The following is an 18,343-nucleotide window of genomic DNA, read 5'->3' on the forward strand; positions in this document are numbered from 1 at the left end:
GTAGTTACTCCGTTCCAGTCGGTTCGTCGACGGCGGCGAGCAGGGCGGCCATGTGCGCGTCGGCGCGGGTCATGCCGGCCTGCGGCGCGGGGCTGCCGCCGGGCAGGGCATAGAGGTTCGGGCGCTGGGGCGTGGGGGTGTGCTCGCGGGCGATCCAGGACTGCCAGTCGGCAGCCCAGGCCGCGGCGGGGCGAGGGCTCCAGGCGGCTCGGTAGTGGCGCCACTTCGTGTCGGCGGCCTGCAGGCCCTGCTCGCCGAGGCGTGCGAGGTGTCCCTGCTGCTGGGCCCAGGACAGGCTGGCGTCGTCGACCTGCCAGTCCGTGGCGGAGGTGAGGTCGGCAGCACTACTGCTGCTGTACCTACGGTTCACCTTCGGTTCACTACAGTTCTGGGGGTCAGTTTCTGACCCGGAGGGGGGTCGGTTTCTGACCCGGGGAGGGGTCAGAATCTGACGAGGGGGTGCAGATTTTGACCCGGCCAGATCCTGACGACGGGGGCCCGATTCTGACCCTGCCTTGCGCCAGATGCGGTGCTTGCGCAGCCGCTCCTCGTCCAGGTCCTCCAGGGCGGGAGCGGTGTCGGTGTCCGTCAGCGGTTCGACATCCTCCACACGCAGCTCGGGGTCGGCCTTCTGCGAAGCCGCGACCTTCGCGAGCCAGGCCGCAGGGCGCGGCATCCGGTAGACCGTGCTGTGCTGCGGGCCCTCGTAGTCGCTGAGGACTTCCAGCTCGCGGGCGTCCTCCAGTGAGGCCAGTGCGCTGCGCACGGCGTTACGGCTGGCGTTCGTCCGCTCCATCAGCTCGGTGACGGACGCGTAGGCGACGCACTGTGCGTCAGGGATCCGGTCGGCGATCGACAGCAGAACCAGGCGGGCCGTGCCACGACTGGCGCTGCTCTCCCACACCCACTTGCGTGCCTGCCCGCTCATCGGGACACCGCCGTCTTCAGGCGCGTGCCTGTCGAGGGCTGCGGTGCGACGGTGGCCGGCAGGTGGGTCGACGAGCGGTGGGTCGGGTGAGTGAGGGTGGCTGCCGCGCTGGCCGGGGAGACCGGCCTTTTGCGCAGGGCAGGCGGCATGTAAGACTCTCCTCCGTAGTGAAACCCGCAACCGGGATGCCCGTAGGAAAGGTCCGGTGCGGTGAAGGTGGGTTATCTCCGTGCCCTTGCCGGGGCAGGAGTGCCATCAGGCGGCCGGCGTCCGGGAGTTAGCGGCTCCACGGGCGCCGTCGCTATTTTCCGGGGCTATGTAGCCCTGCTGGATCGCGCGTTCTGCATATGGCTCCTCATGTCGTCTGTGGTCGGGCGGGGTGCCCGGCGGGGGACGACGAACATATGCAGGCACTGGCGCAAGATCCAGACCTTGCTAAAGGACTCTCTACAAGTCGCAATGGAGTGCGTCGGCAACTGCGCCTGCGGGTGGAGGCGGCGGGCCGTGACACGGGCAGCAGGCGGATCGCCCCGAGCCTCTCGAAGATGATCTCCACTGCGCCCCCCTTGTGTCGTACGCCATGACGGTTCTGTTGAACCGGCTGGCCAGAGCGATTTAAGTCAAGCCTCGCTGAGGGCGCAACAGTGATCGTTTGTCCGTTATAGGCGCATAGATCACTGCGGTGGAGCCGGGCTCGGTGTGCGCCTATGCCCCGCAAGTCGCCTGTATCGCAAGGGAAATGGGGATCACCGGCAGAGCTGATGTCGCATTAGTTTATCTGGTCTAGACCGGCTGGATCGCGGTGAGACGAAAAGCGGCAACGTTTTGCCGATTTCCCTGCCGGTCGCGCTTATGGATCAAGATTGATGTCCGATTCGGGTGTGAACGCTCCGTGTTGTCGGGTGCACCTTGTCCAATGTTGAACCATGTGCAGTTTGTTCGAAGTTGAACCACCTTCGGGATGCTTTCTGTCGAACTAACCCCCCCTCGAAGAAGATCATTTAAATGTTGCGTATGGTTTCTCCGGGGAGACCACGGGGGGATCCAGTGCATTCGGCGGGCCCCTTTTTGCGTGCCCGGAAGTGCGAGTCTCCTTAGAGGCACGTAAAGGCAGGTTTCTCGTGGTCACAAACGGACAAGACCTCAGTGGTAACGGCGCTGCGGATGAGGAGATCCCGGGGCAAGGCGGCAGCGGGCAGCAGTTGGCCGGCCAGTACATGGGGTTCGCAGCTCTGCTGCGCAGGTGGCGCAAGGCCGCAGGTGTGACCCAGGCAAGAGCGGCCCGAGCCCTGGGCATGGGTGAACGCACGTACCGCAAGATTGAGGGGGGTGCGACGCCGCCCCGCCTGTCTCGTGCGCAATGTGAGTCCCTGGCCACGCTCCTTCGACTGGACCGTGACGAGCGTCACGCGCTCGTGCTGTACAACATCGGCTCAAACCTCGTACCGCCAAGCGGCGCCGGGCAGCCGGAGCTGCAGCAGGCGCTGCGCCTGCTCATCGACCGGCAGATGCCCAGTCCCGCATACCTGTGCGACAAGCACTGGAACATCTTGGCTTTCAACACCGCCATGGCCGAGTGGTGGCCATGGGTAATGCAGCCGGGCGCGAACCTCATCCGCTGGGCACTGACCGCGCCCGAGGCGCGTAACCAGTACCAGGACTGGGACAAACACGCCTCGGCATACGCGAAGATCCTGAAGTTTGCCCAGGCCACCCGTCCGAACGACGCCGAGTTGCGTCGGCTCATCGAGGACGTCAAGCAGGACCCAGATGTGCGGCGCATCTGGGAGACAGAGCACGACATGGGCGAGACGCGCGACGGCCACGTCTTCCGGATGAACGTTCCGACGCTGGGCTGGGAGACCATCGAAGTCGTCAGTCACGTCCTCTACCCGGCCTCGATGCCCGACTGCCGCTTCGTCGTGATCACGTGGGTCGAGGGCAACGAGGACGACGAGCGCGACGCTCTCGGAGGCATCCGCAACGCCTGGGCAGCGGCGAGCGTCGACCAGGAGGGCGTGGCGATAGCGCAGCGGCACGCACACAACCGCGCGGCCGAGGACTCCGCCACCCGCTGGCGCCGGCAAGCGGCGACGCTCGCATCCCGCACGGTCGTTGCCACCGCAGAAGAAGCAGCAGCGCAGGCCGGGACGAACGGCGTACCGATGCCGTCCATCAGCAGAATCCTGGGCCCCAATGCCCAGCTGACGCTCTCGCCCGACAGACGCACCGTGGTGTGGGCAGTGGAAGAGACAGCCGGATGCTGGGCCGTCACCCACGTCTCCCCGGCCACAGTGATCGCCCGTGTACCCAGGGACACTCTGGAGGGCGCCTGCCTCGCCGAGATGTGCCAGCTGGTCCGCGCGGCCTTGCCAGCGGCCCCCTCGGCCGCAACGGCGCGCATTAGTCAGCTCCTCGACGAACGCAACATCGAGCAGCGTGTGCTCCGCGACGTCCTGCACGCGATCCAGCAAAGTGATATCGGAGCGCCAGAGACGCGGGCGGCGGCCCAAGAGTCCTAGACCACAGGCCCGCCGAGAGCCGACCCGTACGCCGGCGGGCCCACTGCACCTAGCCCTTAGCCTAGAAAGACCCTCCCGTGAAGAAGTACACCTATCCTCTCCCGCTGCGCTGGGCCGACGCCGACGCGTACGGGCACGTCAATAACGCGAAGTTCCTCCAGTACATGGAGGAGGCACGCACACGGATGTTCCAGGAGATGCTGCCCGAGGACGAGGCTGGCCGCCGCCAGCACGCATTCGTCGTCGGCCGGTCCATCGTCGACTACCGCGCTCCGCTGCCGTACCGCGAGGAGCCCGTGGACGTGAACGTCTGGGTCGTCGCATGCCGGGGGGCCAGGCTCGAACTCGGCTACGAGATCCGGGACGACGGCCAGCTGTACGCCGAGGCCACGACCACGATGGCCGCATACAACCTGGACACCGGTCGGCCGCGCCGCATTTCAGAAGCCGAGCTGGACTTTCTCGCCCGTTACACCGAGAACTGACAGGCGTTGCCGAGGTGCAGGCGCACCCAATGGCCTTGCCCCATGACGTGATTGACAGGCGTCTGGCTAGCTCATGCCGCATTGCTCGCGCCAGCCGTTCAGGCGAGGGGGGACTGTCGGCCACTTGGTGTGTTCCGGCTCGGACAGGTCGATCCGGAACGTGCGCCATGCCTCGGTGATGTCCAAGTGCATCGGCGGTGGGGGCAGCTCCTCGAGACTGTGCTCACGGTCGGATAGGGCTGCGGCGTTGGCTGTCCACCAGCGGGACCACCCCAGCAGCGCCGACGCGTAGAGCGGCACGGGCTGCGAGTCTTTTGTGGTCGCGGTCATCGTGACAGCGAAACCAGCGGCATCACACGGCTTCTTCGCACCCGGTTCCACGTAGCGGGAGAAGCGGGTACGCAACCCTACGAGGCAGCTGGCCAGGCCCTCGCGCCTTTCGGTTTGGACACTGATCACGGACGCGAACGGGTACTGGCGCATCTTCTCGTCCAGCACCAGCAGCGGCGGTCGGTCATGCGCGAGGGTGACGATCGCGTCGGCGCGCCGGGCGATTTCGTATTGGGCTGGTGAGGTCCTGCGACGCTCGGTCTCCTCGATCTGGTACCGGGGGAACATGCTGGACTGGTGGGCTTCCCACACGGGTGGGTCGATCGCCCACAAATGAAGATCGAGTGTGTCGGGTTCCGGATCGATGTCGTCTGGAGGGTCGGGGATATACCGGGTCAGGTGGACCTGCAGGACCCCGTCCGCTCCCATGATCGGGTGCGTATCCACACGTGCCGCAGCAATCTGTGCGCGTGGGTAGAGAGCATCCACGTGATGTCCTGTCCCTCCGTCTCCGGACCGCCGGCATGCTCAACCACCAGGCGCGGCAAGCCTGTTCCGCACGGCAGGCTGTGCCGCGCGGTTCCCTGCTACTTCTTGCGTCGCTGGGGCTTGTGCCGCTTGGGGCGCTTGGGCTTGTCCTTCTTCGGCTGGATGCCACTGCGCGAGGGCGGGGCGGAGCGTTGAGTCGGAGCTGTGCCTTCCATGGCGGCCAGGGCGCGCTGGAGCACGGTGATGATCTCGCCCTTCAGCGCGCGGACCTGCTCTGGTGTGGTGGCGGAGGCCGGAGTGGTGAGCAGGTGGGTCTTCAGAGCTCCGATGACCTCACGCTCGCCGACGGTCCACTCGCGCGGATCGTAGGGGAAGGGGTAGGAGCCTGCGGGCGGGAAAAGCTGGTCCAGGAATTCTCGGGCTTCTTGATCCGTGATCGAGGTGACCCGTTCTCGCTCCGGGGTGCCGTAGGCGTCCGCAGCGCCTTTGCGGATGATCCCCAACAGGACCTGGCGGGCATCCTGGCGGACAGGGAACGCGTTCGGCTGGGTAGCGAGCCAGGCCGCGGCAGCCGCCACCACCAGCAGGGTTCCCTCGTCGGCAGGCTGTCCTTCGCGGGCCAGGTTCACCGCCTGCGTGCCGCCCGGCACCGTGGTGAGGTGTTCCAGCGCCGACTCCTGGTACTGCTCAGGGGCGTACTCCTTGATGAGGTCACGAGCCCCTGCAGCCAGGGTGGCGTTGTCGACTCCGCCCACGCGATCGTGGACATCCAGCAGGGTGTTGACCGCGTCGAGAACCCGCTTGACGGCGAAGTCGAAACGAGGCAGCGGATACGGCGGACGCCCGGGCTCGTCGTCCCAGCGTGCGATCTTCTCCACTGTGCCGGCGAGTTCGTCCCGGTCACCGTCGACGAAGGCGAGCACGGCCCGGTGGCTGAGCGACTCCATCTGGCCCATGCGCTCAGCCGCGCTCGGGGGCAGGAGCGAGCCAGGATCCATCCTGCTGCCGAAGTCCATCGTCGTCTCCTCAGGTCCGCACAGCCGCGTACCGGTGACGCTATCAACCCTGCCTCGCCGAACGCTCAGCAAGGAATGAGCATGAAGGTCAACGCATCTACGGTTGCGTTGGGATGCCGCCCGGCACCCGGAGGGCACGTATGTGTATGTAGCCTTCGCGGTCACAGACGACGATCCGTGAGGTCGCCGCTCGCGGGTGGCCACGTGGGCACCACGGCCCGGGTAATGGTGCCCAGGGTGGCCCAGTCGCAGAGCACGCCCCCCATGTCGGAAAGGAGGTCGGCCACCCGGTGGATCTCCACTGCCTCCGGGAGCGCTGTCTCACCGGTGGCACTCCGCCGGGCTTTGAGATCGCCGAACTCATCCTCCGACAACTCCAGGCAAACCACGCTGCGTTGAGAGGCGAGAAGATTCGACTCTGGGCGCGGACTCAAACCACGCAGCCGGTCCTCGGCGACCGTGAGGCCGAGTTCGGAGACCAGTTTCAGACTGGGCCGGTCGCGGCCGTCCCCACGACGGTAGAAGGCGATGTCCATGTCCATGCTGGGAAGGCGTACGGGGAACCGCGTGGGGGCTGTGATGAGCGGCTCGGTTCCTAGGCTGTTGGGGTCGCGGAGTACGACAACTTCGCTGTCGGTCCACACGTGGCGCCGTACGAAGATGACGACGCTCAGCACGCTCGTGCGACCGACGACCAGTTCGTTGGTGACCTGGTGATCGGGGTGGCGGATGCGTGCGTTCATCGCCCACCAGGACGCGTACTCGGGGTGGATGGGGTTGCGGCGCGCCCAGCCGATCGAGGCGGCGTCGAGGGTCCGGCCCGCGTCGCGAAGGGCTTCTTGCCAGTAGTGGTATCCGGTGTTGCTCACCACGGAGAGCGGCACCTGCCGTTGACCGCCCCGGCGCTTCCAGCCGCGGTCGAGGCGCTTCAATACGACGGCTGCGGCGTCAGAGGGAGTGTGTGCGAGGGGGACGGAGTGTTGCTCAGCCCACGCGCGTGTAGCCTCGTCCGGCTCGGTCACGTGCAGGGTGAGGTGGTCGCGGGCGTCCTCAAGGTCGATGCCTTCCAGCCTCAGCAGTGGTGAGAGGTCAGTGCCGGGTGCTGGCATCAGGACGATTTCGTCGGTCCACGTGTATGCGTCGTGAAGCCACTGGCTGTGCTGGTCCGACGCTGGCCTGTCGCTGGCCTGGTGCGGGATGAGGACAACGAGGCGGCTGTCCCACGTCTGCCCTGTCTGGCGCCAGCCGGCCTTCAGCGCCGTGATGAGGCCATGCTGCAAGGACGATGCCTCGGGTGCCGCGCCGGCCAGCAGGACGGAGGCGTCCCAGGACATGGGCATCGGCTGTCCCGCGTGGACGATGGCGAAGTGCCTGTCCCAGTCCGGGAGCGGCTCCAGAGCGGCAGGGGGTACGTCCGCGTATTCGTGGCAGTCGTCGAAGCTGATCCGGAACGATGCTGGTGGCTCGGAGCACACGTGTTGCTCGTCATCGGCGGTCCAGGTGACAGAGGTCAGCCGGCCGCTGCGGCCCTGGTGAACGCCGGCGGTGACCAGGACCTCGGTGCCCATGGGCGGTGCACCACTGACCGCTAGGAGCATCCTGTCGACCACCTGTGTGAGGGCCTGCAGGGAGTGTTCGAAGATGGTCTTGCCGGAAGCGGCGTATCTTGCGCTGCCGCCGGAAGCATCGTAGGCGGCAAGCTCGTCCGAGGTCAGGGTGTCCTCGTAGGGGACGCCGTGGGGCGCTTGCAGAGCTGCCCAAAGCCGCCAAATCCGACCTTCCAGCGGGGGACGTCCCGAGAACTCGCCGCGTTCGGCGATAACCGCCTCGATCTCGGGCCTGAGCAGGCTTTCCAGCTTCGGGTCGCCAGTGAACCAGCCGTCCTCGTCAACGAGTTCGCTGAGTCGGCTCCTTCTCAGTTCGGCGCGCCCATCCTGGACGGTAGTCGCGCCCTGATCGAGCGGGCCGGGGAGGAGCGCCGAGAGGTCCTGGTGCAGCTGCTGTGGATCAGATAGCCGGTAGCGCACGGCCCAGTGGGAGATCGCGTCGATCGCGGTGCTGTCGTCAATCGCGACGAGTGCGTAGATCAGCGCGAGGACGTCCCGCTCGTTCCCGTCCAGTCCTCGGAACTGCCGGGCCTGCGCTCGGGCTTGCTCCCAGTGCGGTACGACCCTGTTCGACATACAGGGATCCTAAGGGCAGTCCCGCTGGACACTCGGGCGCACAAAGTCTGCTTCTGCGGTGATCACGACCCCTGGCTGGAACTCATGGATGATCTCGTAGGAAGCGGGCGCGGTCACGGCACGGGCTGTGTCGTCGCGGCCCCAGACAACCCTGAGCACCCGGCCACGGAACCCATCTTGCGATCCGCCCGTGACCTCCACGGCGGACCGGGGAGCGATTCCTCCGCACTGCGCGAGGAGAGACTCATCGGCCGTACTGCGCAGGACGGCTACGGACCTGTGAAAGAAACTCTGCGGGTGCGCGTCGACGTACTCGATCGGTTGGTCGCTGGCGGGCATCCAACGGGGTGAGATATCCGATCCCTGTGCGTTGGCCATGGCCCAGGCTCGCCGCTGCTGTACCGGTTCTGGGGCTGTGCGGTCCTTGGGCCAGTGCTGCACGGTGTCGTACCAGTCCGTATCCGCTGGCGGGGGCTGGGGCGGGCAGTGATCGTTCAGGATCTCGTGCAGGACAGAGGGATCATCGAGCTCGTATCGGATCTTCGCCAGGGGAACCTCGTTGACCGCGACGCTATCCCGCTCGGCGAGCATAGTCAGGATGAGAGCGAGCAATCCGCCAGGCGGCGTATCCGCGCGGAAGTACTTCTCTGCCCGGGAGAGCGCCGCCGACCAGTTCTCCGTCTTTTTCGTCATGTCCGCCACGCGCCTACGCTAGAGGTCGGGCTGTGGTCGCGGAAGCCGATCATCGTCAATCGTTCGGGGGGCTCGGCCTCGTCCGCGTGAGCGTCCCTCTCCTGGCGTCGGGTGCAGTGAGGTGGAGGTGCCCGGTGACCTTCCTGTCTAGGCTGGCGCCATGACGAAGGCCGCCGACGAGCAGCAGCTCGGTGCGATCGCGCGATCGCTCAACCGCTACGAATGGGACCCCACGCTTGAGGAAATCGCCGTCGGTGATGCTTTCCTCCGGGAGCGGCAGAAGGACGAGGAGGCAAGCCAGTCCTTTCCCCGAGGTCCGCAGGAGTGGGACAGGCTGCGTACCGAGGGGATCGTGAGTCTCGGTGCGAAGGTCGCCAGGATCGAAGGAGAGTTGTTGCCGCAGTGGCGGCAGCGGCTGTCGAGTGGCTCGCCCATGATCGATCTTGTCGAGATCTACGTCCGCAGTGCGCAGCCCATCGTGCGTCACGCGGATGACATCCTCACGGCCTGGCAAGGAGCCGTACTACGGAAGCCCACCGGGGATGAGATCGCGGACGAGGCGCGGCGACTGGACGTCTCGATCGAGGAAGCAGAGTCGATCTGGCGTTTCGAAGAGGCCCGCCACTGGGAGTCACAACCGCCGCGAAGCGCCCTGTGGGACGAACTGCTTCCGACGTGGGCATACCTGGGGTCTGTGTGCTCGGTGGTTGCAGCCGCAGTGACCGGAGACGTCGAGTATTGATGCAGTCGCTGTAGCTGTCCAAGCCGAGACGGGCACGGGAACCGCGCCGGGTCTGACGGAGGCTCCGGCCTGAGGGGATCGAGTCGTGACACGTCCGTTCCCCCTACCCATCTGAGCTTCGCGAGCGCGCGGGTGCGCAAGGTCGCGGAGAACCGTCCGAACCATCCGACCGAGTGGGCTGATGAAGGAAGCTTCGGTCAAGCTGGGCATGGGTGTGGCGGAGACGGTGCGGACGTGGGTCCGCAAGGTTGGCGCGAGCACCCGCCGACGGCGGCGCAGGCGGCGGTGTCGGCCGTGGTGCAGTTGGGGAGGTGATGCCGCTGACGGGCAGGGGCTCTACCGGCCCCGCGCAAGCCGCTCCAGGAAGTAGCGCACCACGACCGTCGTGACCAAGGTGATGACCAGCATGGTCCAGCTCCAGGGGCCGCCGAACTCCCCGGCCGCCAACCTGTAGGCGTACCCGGCGATAATCCCAGCCACCGCGGCCAGCGCCATGCGGTGCCAGCGCCGCAAGTGCGATGTCCTACTCGCAGTCCCCTCATTTGGCATACGCCGACCGTACCCTGACCGCGCCTGGTACCTCTCGCGTACTTAGATGATCGATCTCGCCTCCAGACCGCGGTCACGAACTTCCCCGTCTGACCACCGGACTTACCGGGCATCCATTGCTTGGTGGCCGTGTGTGGCAGCAGGCCAGCGGTGGGAACGGTCATGGTCGTGGGTTCTTGAGTTTCTCACCAACGCTGGTGAGTAGACAGACGTTCGGTGCGCGCGGCACCTTGGCTGGCCGTGGTGACTCGCGTGTCATCGAGGCCGCGCTGGCCACCCGGCCCGAGGAGCGTACCGACTCGTGGGTGCCCAAGCCGCTGTTCGTCGAGGCCGTCGCTCCGTTTACCTTGGCACCCCCGTCAGGGTCAAGCACGGTCGCGTCTGGTCAATGCATCGTAGGCACCGAAGGCGGGAACCGGCTCCCAGTTACTGGCGACGTCAATGCCGTGACGGCTTTCCTTGGATTCCTCGCCATCGACCTCTACGGTGCGCCGGATGATGCCATCGGTAGTGAACTCGAAGGTTTCCATGCGCTCTGCGTCTGCGTATCCGCCTCGCTCCTGCGAATCGCCGTAGTCGTATGAGGTTGCTGTCTCCAGGAAGAGAGAGTCGTCGATGAGGGTGAACGTGTAGTCGAGAGAGTCGCGGCCGTGCTCATCCATGAAAATGACTGAGGTGTACCCGGTTTCCAGGCGCATTTCCACGCGCAGCGTCGCGGCGGAGTGCTCATCGGCGGAGGCGACGGCGGTGTACAACTGGCCCGAGGCGTGTCTGGCGTGAGCCTGCTCGGCCGTCATCGGGTTCATAGGTGTCTCGGTGAGGTTGTTCCACTGCTCGCAGTAGGTCCAGATCATGGCTGATTCAGCCCGTGCCCTTCGGTAGCCGGTAGACGAAGCCCTGTACGTCCCGGATTATCACGCCGTTGTCCGCCGCTTCCCTGAGGGCCCATTTTGGCACAGGCTCGGACTGGACCGGGACTTCCAGATAGTATTTACCCTTCAGGGGTTTGCCGATCAACTGCGGATATTCTCTGCGCGCCTTTGGCGTGTCCGGGATCTTTGTTCCCGCCTTATATTTCTGATTGATCTCGCGCAGATAGTTCCTGAACGTGTCCGGCTTGATCTTCCATATCTGTGTCTGCTTGCGCGATACGATCTCCTTCCCGGGCCGGTATGAGTCCAGGACTTTCCCGTTTTCGAGATAGATTTCATTTGCCGGGTAGCGCGGCCAGTTGTCCTCGTTGAACTGTCGACCCTCGTTCCACTTATCGCGCAGCCACTGCGGGACTTTGCTGCGCTTCCCGCTGCTCGACTCGCTGCCACCGGTTCCTCCTGCCCCAACTGCCATCAGCACGAAACCGGCGGTACCGAGTACGCCAGCGTTGAGGGCGGCTTCGGCTGTGAAGACGCCGGCAACCCCACCGCCAGCGAGCGCGAGACCTCCGGGAGGGAACAGGGCGAGCAGGGAGAGCAGAAGGAGGGCGAATCCGAGGTAGACCAGGAACGTGTTCAGCGCATCGAGGAGATGGAACGTGTGGAGCGCCCGGCCGGCGGGGCCTGCGGCGCCGAACCCCCGCCACAGCAGGAGCGCGCCGGCGGCAGCCGCCCCCAGCGCGGTTGAGAGACGGAAGCGGTGCACCGCCAACAGTTCCCCCATCGGCTGGAGCGATGTGGTCCGCCAGGTTCGCAACAGAGAGAGGATCTGGTAGGCGATCCAGGCCAGGGCGGCGATGCCGAAGCCCATGAGGATCTTCGGCCCTGAGCCGGTGCTGAAGAACTTCTGAAGGCCAGCAGTGGAGGTGAACGAGCCGACACCCAAGAACAGGACCGAGGGGAGCGCAAGTACGCACGGGATGAGCAGCAGCCATCGCTGTCGAGAACGACGGGCCGTGCGGATCGCCTTCAACATGTCCCGGACGTCCAACCTCCGCCAGGTATGTTGGTTGTCGGACGCGTTCATCCGGGCAGTGATCCCGGCGACCACGTGACGCAGTTCCTCGGCGGCGCCGAACGGCGCCGACGCAGCCGCATACAGCAAGGAGCGCCGCAGCCTGACATAGCGCAGTGCGATCAGCAGGCTCCCCGGCAGACGCCAGGCCGCGTAACGCAGCAGAGATCCCGCACTGTCGCCGTCGGCGCGTTCAGAAGCAAGAAGCACGCCCGGCACGGTGCGCTTCCCGCGGTGGATCTGCCGCAGGTCGACGATCGTGGCGACGGCCAGGCACACCAGTGGCGCCGCCCACGCCTTCGAGTCCAGGGTTTCAAGCCAGGGCCTGGCGTGGCCGGCGGGCCTCTGGGCTACGTAGTTGTTCACCGTGTGATAGGCGATAGCGGCTGTGATCGGAAGAACCGAGAACAAGCGCGTCCAACGTCGCCCGCGCCACAGCACCCCAACCCCGAAGCCGGCCATAGCCGTCCACACCAAGTGCGAGAAGGTCTGCGTGCCGGGCGGCCCAATCATGTCCACCTGGCTGAACGGCGCCGGCAGCCAGGCCGTGAACACCTGCCCCGGGCCAGGCACATAGGGCGGGGAGAGGCTGTCGGGGATGATCCAGCCCCCACCACGGACTAACGCCCGGCCCGCGTCCAGGCCGTACCGCAGTACCGCCTCCAACAGCCCGAACCCGTCCCCCAGAGCCGCGCCCAACACCACGAAGTCGGTCAGGCCCCACTGGCGGCGAAGCTTCGGACTCAACCCGACCAGCAGCAGCGGGGAGACCTTGATCAATTCCTCCACCCACGGGGCCACCGTGTAGCTGGTGGTGTTCACCACCGTCGCCAGCGACTGCCCAGACTGGTCCGAGTAGAGACGGGTGTAGGCGAGTTCCACCAACGCTGTCGCCACGCCGCACCCGTACACGCCCACCGCGAGCGCTAGCAGCACGGTCGATAAGCGCACCGAACGCGTCGGCCAGGAAACGGCGAACAATTGCAGCACACCCCAGACGGCCGCCACCGCCATCATCAACGTCACACCAGGCCCCCCGATGCACCGGAACAACAATCGATTCGCGATAGTAAATGTGATGCTATGCAGTCAACTGCCCGTGCAGCAAGTGACTTGTGAGTCGTCGAGAGGCGGAAGCAAACCGCCGCCCTGCCCGACCGGCGAGGTGGCGATCAGGCTTGCCCACACGATCACCCCTGGGCCTTCCGCTCGCACCTCCTCCTGTGCGGCTACGAAGAAGACCGCTACGTTCCGCAGGGCGGACAGGCCGAGCCCGAACTCGGCGTCAGCCACGCAAGCGGCACGATGAACGATGCCGCTGGCCGTCTACCACGATGTCACCGATGGCCACGAGCCGGATCGGACGCTCACTTTGATGCTGTGTGAGGCCGACAGCACCAGCCAGTGGGACTACCTGGACGCCGAAACTGGCGAGCACGCCGACCGCGGTTCGGCCGGCGATGTCCCGGAACACCAGGATCCCCAAGGTGATGGTGGCCGCCCGACGGGCACGTTCGTCGCCGAGTTCCTCCTCCGTGACTCGGCAGCGACGACGCCTGGGCTGATCTTCGCCCCGGACTGTTGCGCGCATCGGTTCGGACCAAGGTGCTGCGGTGCCCTCGGCCGATGCCGGGGCAGGCAGCAGGTGAGGCTAGCGGATTCCGCCGAGCGGCACGTCGAGGATCCGATCAAACACGATTTCGCGCCGATTGTGCCACTGGGCGACCAAGCTGATCTTGTCCACGGGCATCGGGACAGGGTCGACCGCGTGGTCACTGAGCCACACCTTCATCGGGAGTCGCTCGACGTCATCCACACCGTACGCAAGGCTCGCGTGCGGGTAGTGGGCTGCGGGCAGGGCCGTGTGCCGACCACCAGTGGCCGTCGTCGTGGCGTCGGCGGTCAGCTTCCAGAGCGGGCGGGACGCAACTCCCGGCCGTCCCGCGCACTCGATGGCGACACTGCCCACAGCAGGCCGGTCCAGAGTGAGTGCCAAGTGAGCGATCCCGGCGCAGCCCTCCCGAACCCGGTCGATCATGTCCGCGACTTGTTGCTCGGACATCTCCTCCACGGGCGGCCCGTGCAAGATAGTGACGTGGAAGTTCTCCGGCCGTACCGGGGCAAGGCCCGGTCGGTGGGTCAGCTCCCGGTAGGGCTCGAAGAGCGTCTCCTCCACCCACTCGGGCGAGGCAAGCAGATGCCAGTGGTAGTCCCGGCGCCCCTCAGGCCATCGGTGGATGACCGTGGAGAAGAAGTCCCTCACGATGAGCTCTCTCTTCCTGCGTGCACGTGTGGTGGTGGTTCGACTCGCGATGTCTTGCCAGGGAACGCGTCTGAGCCGTGGACGGCAACTGCGGCCACCCGAGCGATCACCGGCGCTGCGCGATCATGTGCAAACGAGTGCTGACGTTGTAGCCGTATGCCGCCGCGCCGGCCACGATGACCGGCTGGCGGTTCAGCAGTGTGACGGTGTCGGACGCCTCCGGCATGACCCAGATCCACGAAGGTTCCAGCGCGTGTTCCGCCGCGAAGTCGGCCACTTCGACGATCTGCGCCTGGTTGGCGACGACGAACTTGAATGCGGCCCGGCCTGCCGCTGCGAGGTGCGCGAACGCGGCGATCACATCGGGCTTGATCTGTCGCTTGTGAGGATCACTGCCGCCCATGGCCGTCAGCTTCGGCGACACGCTGTAGTGCCGCACGAAGGAGGCGCCCTGTGGTAGAGGCGCGATGGTGCCGTTCGTCTCCACGTGCGCCTCGATGTCCCGCTGGTTCAGCAACTCAAGCATGGTGGTGAACGCTGGCGTGGACCGCCAGAGCAGAGGCTCACCGCTCGAGATCACTACCATCCGAAGCCGCCGAGGCAACTGGTTCACTACAACCTCGACCGCCGTGTCCGGGCAGGTGGTGGCCAGGTCGTAGCGCGATCTGTCCCACGTCTGGGCCGTGTCGCACGGAGGACAGTGCAGGTTGCACAGCCCCAAGCGGATGAAGCCACAGGCACGTCCCGTGTACGGGCCTTCGCCCTGGACCACGTCCCAGAAGACCTCATTGACCGGTAGATGCGTCTCCCGATTCCGATCAACAGCCAGCGGTGGCAAAGCAGGGCGAGTCACTGCTCCTCCTGTCCGGAGGAGGTCTGGGCGACGACCTCGCGCAGTCCCGCCGTCCAACGGTGCGCGTCACCCAGGACCCGCTGAGCGATCGGAAGCGTCTTCGTAGCCAGCGATGCTGCTTCCGATACCTTGCCCGCCGCAACCAGAATGCCGGCCAGGTCGTGGGCGATGGCAACGGCGTGGGGATGCTCTGGTCCCAGAAGCGCGATACGCCCGTGATACACCTGCGTCGCCCGGGCTTCTGCGCCGGCCAGGTCGCCGATGTTCTGAAGGCACCCGGCCAGCAGATTCCCGGCCGAGAAAGTGAGCCGATGCTCTGTGCCGAGAGAGCGTTCCAGATCCGTGTAGACGCTAGTGGCCAACTGTGCGGCCTCCACCCGTCGTTCCTGGTGGAGTCTGATCCAAGCCACGGTCATGCGAGCCATCAGCACCCCATCGTGCGACTGCAGACCCTTGGCTTCCCCAAGCCTGATGGCCTCCTGGGCGATTGCTTCAGCTTCCTCCCAGCGTCCCTGCTCTGCGATGGCGTCAGCTAGCCGGGCGCGAGTCCTGATCGTGTCCGGGTGATCGGTGCCGAGTATGCGTTCTCGCCCCTCCAGCGTGCGACGGTGGTACATCTCTGCTTCCGCGAAGCGTCCCAGGCCGTAGAGGGAGAGCCCGAGCATGAGGCGAGTCTGCCAGGGGGTGTCGTGGTCGAGGCCGAACTCGCCGTCGACGTGTGGAAGAACCGCCAGGTACAGACTCATGGCCTTGGTGAAGTCGCCTTGGTGGAAAACTGATTCAGCCTGGCGGAGGCCGTCGTTCAAGGTTTGTGCGGCCATTTCTAGAGCCCTTTCGTGATCCCTGATGAGTGGGGTGTGTGCTGCTTTGTCGGGCTGAATGGAGCTAATGGGGCATGAGCACGAGGCGCAGGGGCCCGGCCGTCTAGCGGTAGGTCCGGAGGTTGGTCGTGTCGATCTTGGACGGGGCGAACTCGCACACCACGGGCAGGTGGTCGGATGCCTTTTCGGCAGCCGGGCTCTTGTGAGTCCGGTAGCTGACGAGCGCCGGGGCGACGGGGCGTGTGGCGAGGACGAGGTCGATGCGGCGCGGGCCCCACGGGTCGGGGTCGCCGCGGCCGTCCTCCCAGTGCCCGACGGTCGGGTGCCACTTCACACCCAGATGTGCCGCCGCGTCGACCATGAAGCCGCGCCGTAGCAGAGCCTCACTCTGTCGCCGGTCCGCCAGCTGCTCGCCGCCGATGGTGCCGGGCAATAGCTGGTACTCGAGGTCGTCGTGGTCCTGCGTGAGGTACGGCTCCTTGTCGTAGTACTGCGGTTCACCGCCGTCCGGCCCGGTGATCTTGGCGGCGGACAGGGCGTTGAAGTCGCCTAGGGCGAAGCCGGGCTTGGCGCCGCCGGTGGTTCGGAAGGCCGACTTCAGGCGGAGCGCCTCGTTCGCGCGCCAATCGCCGCGGAAGGGATCACCGTGGTACGAAGCGACCGTAATCGGCTCGGCCGCGCCGACGTCGAACTGGGCCGTGGTGAAGCCGTGCCAGAAGTCTGGGGCGCCGTAGGGCCGGAACCGGCCCGGCACCGGGGTCACTGCCTCCGGGTTCCACAGCAGGGCCGTGTACCAGCCGCGGTTCGCGTTGTTGGCCATCGCGGTGGGTCCGGGGGACTTGTCGGCGCGCACCGTGGTGGCGCTCAGACCGCACTCGGCGGCGAGCTGCTGGATGATCGTGGACGCCTCCGTCGCCCATGCGGACGGCGCCGCCTTTTCGTCGACGATGACTTCCTGCAGCGCCAGGATGTCCGGCTCGATCTCCTTGATCGCGGTCACCCGGGCCTGCCAGGACGGGGTGTCGATGGCACTGCGGGAGAGTTTGTAGGCGTTGAGGTTGGCAAGACGTATCGTCCGCACGAAGTTCCCTCCGTTGTTCGCTGTTGGTTATGGCTGCTGTCTGCTGGGTCTGGACGAGCTGGCGGCGCGGGCGGGGCGTGCCGGGGCGAACGGCGCGCTCATGTGCGCGTGGCGCGGAGTTCGGTGCCCCGGCCCCCGGTCGCGTGGGGGGATGCCCCACCGTTCGTGCGCCCAGCGGGCAGCGAGTTCGGCCTGCTGGTAGCCGTTCTCGCCCCAGCCCAGGAGCGCGGCTGCCTGGTCGGGAGTGCGAGTAGCCGGGCGAAGGTGCGGCCGGTGGCCGGATCCATCCCGGCGGGACCGATCTCTGTGACAGGGGCCGTCAGGCGGAGATGTGCCCACGGCCCGATGCCTCCCGGCAGCGCGGGGAGCCGGTTGCCGGGATCAACGACGAGGATCACGCGGATATCATCCTTATATGAGAAGTAGATAGCTTTGGGAAGCTTTGTGTGCCTCGGCGAAGACGCCGTGTCGTTGTCGGCCTGCTGCAAGTCATCAGTGCACTTCGGGTCACTCTCCCTGGACGTCAACAGGGGCTGTCGAGGCGTTGTCGAGCGCCATCTCGGCCTGGTCAGCGGCTACGCGGAGAGCTGCCGCTGCTGCTGCGATCGACTCGCGGTCGTGCAAATGGATTGCGTGAAGCAAGTCCTCGCCGGCGGCCAGCACGGACATGTGCCCGAGAACGAGTACCTCGGACTTCGAGAGCGCCCGACAGTAGCCCTTGAAGAACCAGCGACGCAGGTGCGGCTGGTGGGCCCACAACAGTGCCGGCCGCGCGAGGTCGATGACGGCAGCCATGATCTGAGACCGGCCGAACCCCGTGATGGCCAGGGCCTGAGACTGGCTCTGCCATTCCCAGGACGCGGGGCCGAATGCGCCATGGCAAAATCCGGCCGGCAGTTCCCGAAGGTGCTCCAGCACTATGGATGCGGATTCCTCAACGGCACCGGCGTGTGTCAGGGCCCTTACCGCACCGACCTGACCGACCATGGCACGGATGCGTTGCACGTAGGCCACGCTGGCCCGCCTCGCCTGCACGCAGGTGTTCTCCGAGCGGCCGGCACTGTCATGCAGGACCCGCAGCAGGTGACCTGCGTCCTCATGAACTCGGGGCAGCCACTGGAGTTTTGCGTTGTCGACGCGCCATCCCCTGGGCTGCACGGTCAGTAGGCTCCTGAGCCGGGGTTCGCCGGCGAGCAGGTGAGGGCTGTGGCCGGGGCCGAGGTGACGGATCGCATGTCGGTGCGCGTAGATCTCGCGGCGGAAGTCGTTGTCCGTACGCGTGATGCGAAGGTCGACGAGGCCCTGCGGCGAGGACATGCGCCACGTACGGGCCCCACTGAGGTCGGTCGGCAGTTGCCAGGCGGCGTGCCGCCCCACATGGCCTCTGGCCCAATCCGCGGCCTCAGCCGGTATGCCGGTCGGTGTCATTCCACACTTCCAA

The 18,343-nt window shown here is 66.3% G+C and carries 16 protein-coding genes; 3 read left to right on the top strand and 13 right to left on the bottom strand.

Features of this window, described 5'->3' with window-relative positions:
- Positions 1 to 4 precede the first annotated feature (4 nt).
- Entirely contained in the window at positions 5 to 928 is a 924-nt protein-coding gene (locus tag ACH47Z_RS28655; protein ID WP_399078627.1) for a helix-turn-helix domain-containing protein, read from the bottom strand.
- Positions 929 to 2,049: 1,121 nt separating this feature from the next.
- Here ACH47Z_RS28655 and ACH47Z_RS28660 point away from each other — a divergent pair.
- Both ACH47Z_RS28660 and ACH47Z_RS28665 read left to right on the top strand, forming a co-directional pair.
- Positions 2,050 to 3,450 carry a helix-turn-helix transcriptional regulator gene (locus ACH47Z_RS28660; protein WP_399078629.1) on the top strand — a complete coding sequence of 467 codons (1,401 nt, stop codon included), beginning with the start codon at positions 2,050 to 2,052 and terminating at the stop codon, positions 3,448 to 3,450.
- Between the two features lie 77 nt (positions 3,451 to 3,527).
- Complete coding sequence (locus ACH47Z_RS28665) at positions 3,528 to 3,935, top strand: thioesterase family protein (RefSeq protein ID WP_069782286.1); 408 nt, start codon at positions 3,528 to 3,530, stop codon at positions 3,933 to 3,935.
- A 66-nt stretch (positions 3,936 to 4,001) separates the two neighbouring features.
- Here the strand turns inward: ACH47Z_RS28665 and ACH47Z_RS28670 are convergent, their stop codons facing one another.
- From ACH47Z_RS28670 to ACH47Z_RS28685, 4 genes are all read right to left on the bottom strand, one after another.
- Complete coding sequence (locus ACH47Z_RS28670; protein WP_399078631.1) at positions 4,002 to 4,694, bottom strand: hypothetical protein; 693 nt, start codon at positions 4,692 to 4,694, stop codon at positions 4,002 to 4,004.
- A gap of 158 nt (positions 4,695 to 4,852) precedes the next feature.
- On the bottom strand, positions 4,853 to 5,770 hold the full coding sequence (locus tag ACH47Z_RS28675; protein WP_399078633.1) for a hypothetical protein: 918 nt from the start codon (positions 5,768 to 5,770) through the stop codon (positions 4,853 to 4,855).
- Between the two features lie 161 nt (positions 5,771 to 5,931).
- Positions 5,932 to 7,953 carry a hypothetical protein gene (locus ACH47Z_RS28680; RefSeq protein ID WP_399078635.1) on the bottom strand — a complete coding sequence of 674 codons (2,022 nt, stop codon included), beginning with the start codon at positions 7,951 to 7,953 and terminating at the stop codon, positions 5,932 to 5,934.
- A gap of 9 nt (positions 7,954 to 7,962) precedes the next feature.
- Entirely contained in the window at positions 7,963 to 8,655 is a 693-nt protein-coding gene (locus ACH47Z_RS28685; protein WP_399078637.1) for a hypothetical protein, read from the bottom strand.
- Between the two features lie 151 nt (positions 8,656 to 8,806).
- On the opposite strand from ACH47Z_RS28685, the gene ACH47Z_RS28690 reads away from it, so the two are divergent.
- A complete protein-coding gene (locus ACH47Z_RS28690) occupies positions 8,807 to 9,388 on the top strand; it encodes a hypothetical protein (protein WP_399078639.1) in 582 nt (193 codons plus the stop codon).
- A 336-nt stretch (positions 9,389 to 9,724) separates the two neighbouring features.
- On the opposite strand, the gene ACH47Z_RS28695 is transcribed toward ACH47Z_RS28690, so the two are convergent.
- The 8 genes from ACH47Z_RS28695 to ACH47Z_RS28730 all read right to left on the bottom strand — a co-directional run bounded on the left by ACH47Z_RS28695 (position 9,725) and on the right by ACH47Z_RS28730 (position 18,330).
- Positions 9,725 to 9,868: a hypothetical protein gene (locus ACH47Z_RS28695; protein ID WP_399078641.1), complete on the bottom strand. Its 144-nt coding sequence runs from the start codon at positions 9,866 to 9,868 to the stop codon at positions 9,725 to 9,727.
- A gap of 434 nt (positions 9,869 to 10,302) precedes the next feature.
- Positions 10,303 to 10,791 carry a hypothetical protein gene (locus ACH47Z_RS28700; protein ID WP_399078643.1) on the bottom strand — a complete coding sequence of 163 codons (489 nt, stop codon included), beginning with the start codon at positions 10,789 to 10,791 and terminating at the stop codon, positions 10,303 to 10,305.
- Positions 10,792 to 10,798: 7 nt separating this feature from the next.
- A complete protein-coding gene (locus tag ACH47Z_RS28705) occupies positions 10,799 to 12,901 on the bottom strand; it encodes a PrsW family intramembrane metalloprotease (RefSeq protein WP_399078833.1) in 2,103 nt (700 codons plus the stop codon).
- A 634-nt stretch (positions 12,902 to 13,535) separates the two neighbouring features.
- On the bottom strand, positions 13,536 to 14,060 hold the full coding sequence (locus ACH47Z_RS28710) for a hypothetical protein (protein ID WP_399078645.1): 525 nt from the start codon (positions 14,058 to 14,060) through the stop codon (positions 13,536 to 13,538).
- 193 nt (positions 14,061 to 14,253) lie between these two features.
- Positions 14,254 to 15,000 (bottom strand): 7-carboxy-7-deazaguanine synthase QueE, encoded by a 747-nt coding sequence (locus ACH47Z_RS28715; protein ID WP_399078647.1) that lies wholly within the window; start codon positions 14,998 to 15,000, stop codon positions 14,254 to 14,256.
- Positions 14,997 to 15,821: a tetratricopeptide repeat protein gene (locus ACH47Z_RS28720; protein WP_399078649.1), complete on the bottom strand. Its 825-nt coding sequence runs from the start codon at positions 15,819 to 15,821 to the stop codon at positions 14,997 to 14,999. The genes ACH47Z_RS28715 and ACH47Z_RS28720 overlap by 4 nt, the downstream gene beginning before the upstream one ends.
- Before the next feature lie 103 nt (positions 15,822 to 15,924).
- Entirely contained in the window at positions 15,925 to 16,902 is a 978-nt protein-coding gene (locus ACH47Z_RS28725) for an endonuclease/exonuclease/phosphatase family protein (RefSeq protein ID WP_399078651.1), read from the bottom strand.
- A gap of 507 nt (positions 16,903 to 17,409) precedes the next feature.
- Positions 17,410 to 18,330 (bottom strand): hypothetical protein, encoded by a 921-nt coding sequence (locus ACH47Z_RS28730; protein ID WP_399078653.1) that lies wholly within the window; start codon positions 18,328 to 18,330, stop codon positions 17,410 to 17,412.
- Positions 18,331 to 18,343: the final 13 nt, after the last annotated feature.

It is taken from the genome of Streptomyces sp. NPDC020192, from assembly GCF_044388685.1.
Lineage (GTDB): Bacteria > Actinomycetota > Actinomycetes > Streptomycetales > Streptomycetaceae > Streptomyces.

Coding starts and splice junctions, on each gene's coding strand:
- ACH47Z_RS28655 (WP_399078627.1), bottom strand. CDS start 928: ATGAGCGGGCAGGCACGCAAGTGGGTGTGGGAGAGCAGCGCCAGTCGT.
- ACH47Z_RS28670 (WP_399078631.1), bottom strand. CDS start 4,694: ATGGGAGCGGACGGGGTCCTGCAGGTCCACCTGACCCGGTATATCCCC.
- ACH47Z_RS28675 (WP_399078633.1), bottom strand. CDS start 5,770: ATGGACTTCGGCAGCAGGATGGATCCTGGCTCGCTCCTGCCCCCGAGC.
- ACH47Z_RS28680 (WP_399078635.1), bottom strand. CDS start 7,953: ATGTCGAACAGGGTCGTACCGCACTGGGAGCAAGCCCGAGCGCAGGCC.
- ACH47Z_RS28690 (WP_399078639.1), top strand. CDS start 8,807: ATGACGAAGGCCGCCGACGAGCAGCAGCTCGGTGCGATCGCGCGATCG.
- ACH47Z_RS28700 (WP_399078643.1), bottom strand. CDS start 10,791: ATGATCTGGACCTACTGCGAGCAGTGGAACAACCTCACCGAGACACCT.
- ACH47Z_RS28705 (WP_399078833.1), bottom strand. CDS start 12,901: ATGATGGCGGTGGCGGCCGTCTGGGGTGTGCTGCAATTGTTCGCCGTT.
- ACH47Z_RS28720 (WP_399078649.1), bottom strand. CDS start 15,821: ATGGCCGCACAAACCTTGAACGACGGCCTCCGCCAGGCTGAATCAGTT.
- ACH47Z_RS28730 (WP_399078653.1), bottom strand. CDS start 18,330: ATGACACCGACCGGCATACCGGCTGAGGCCGCGGATTGGGCCAGAGGC.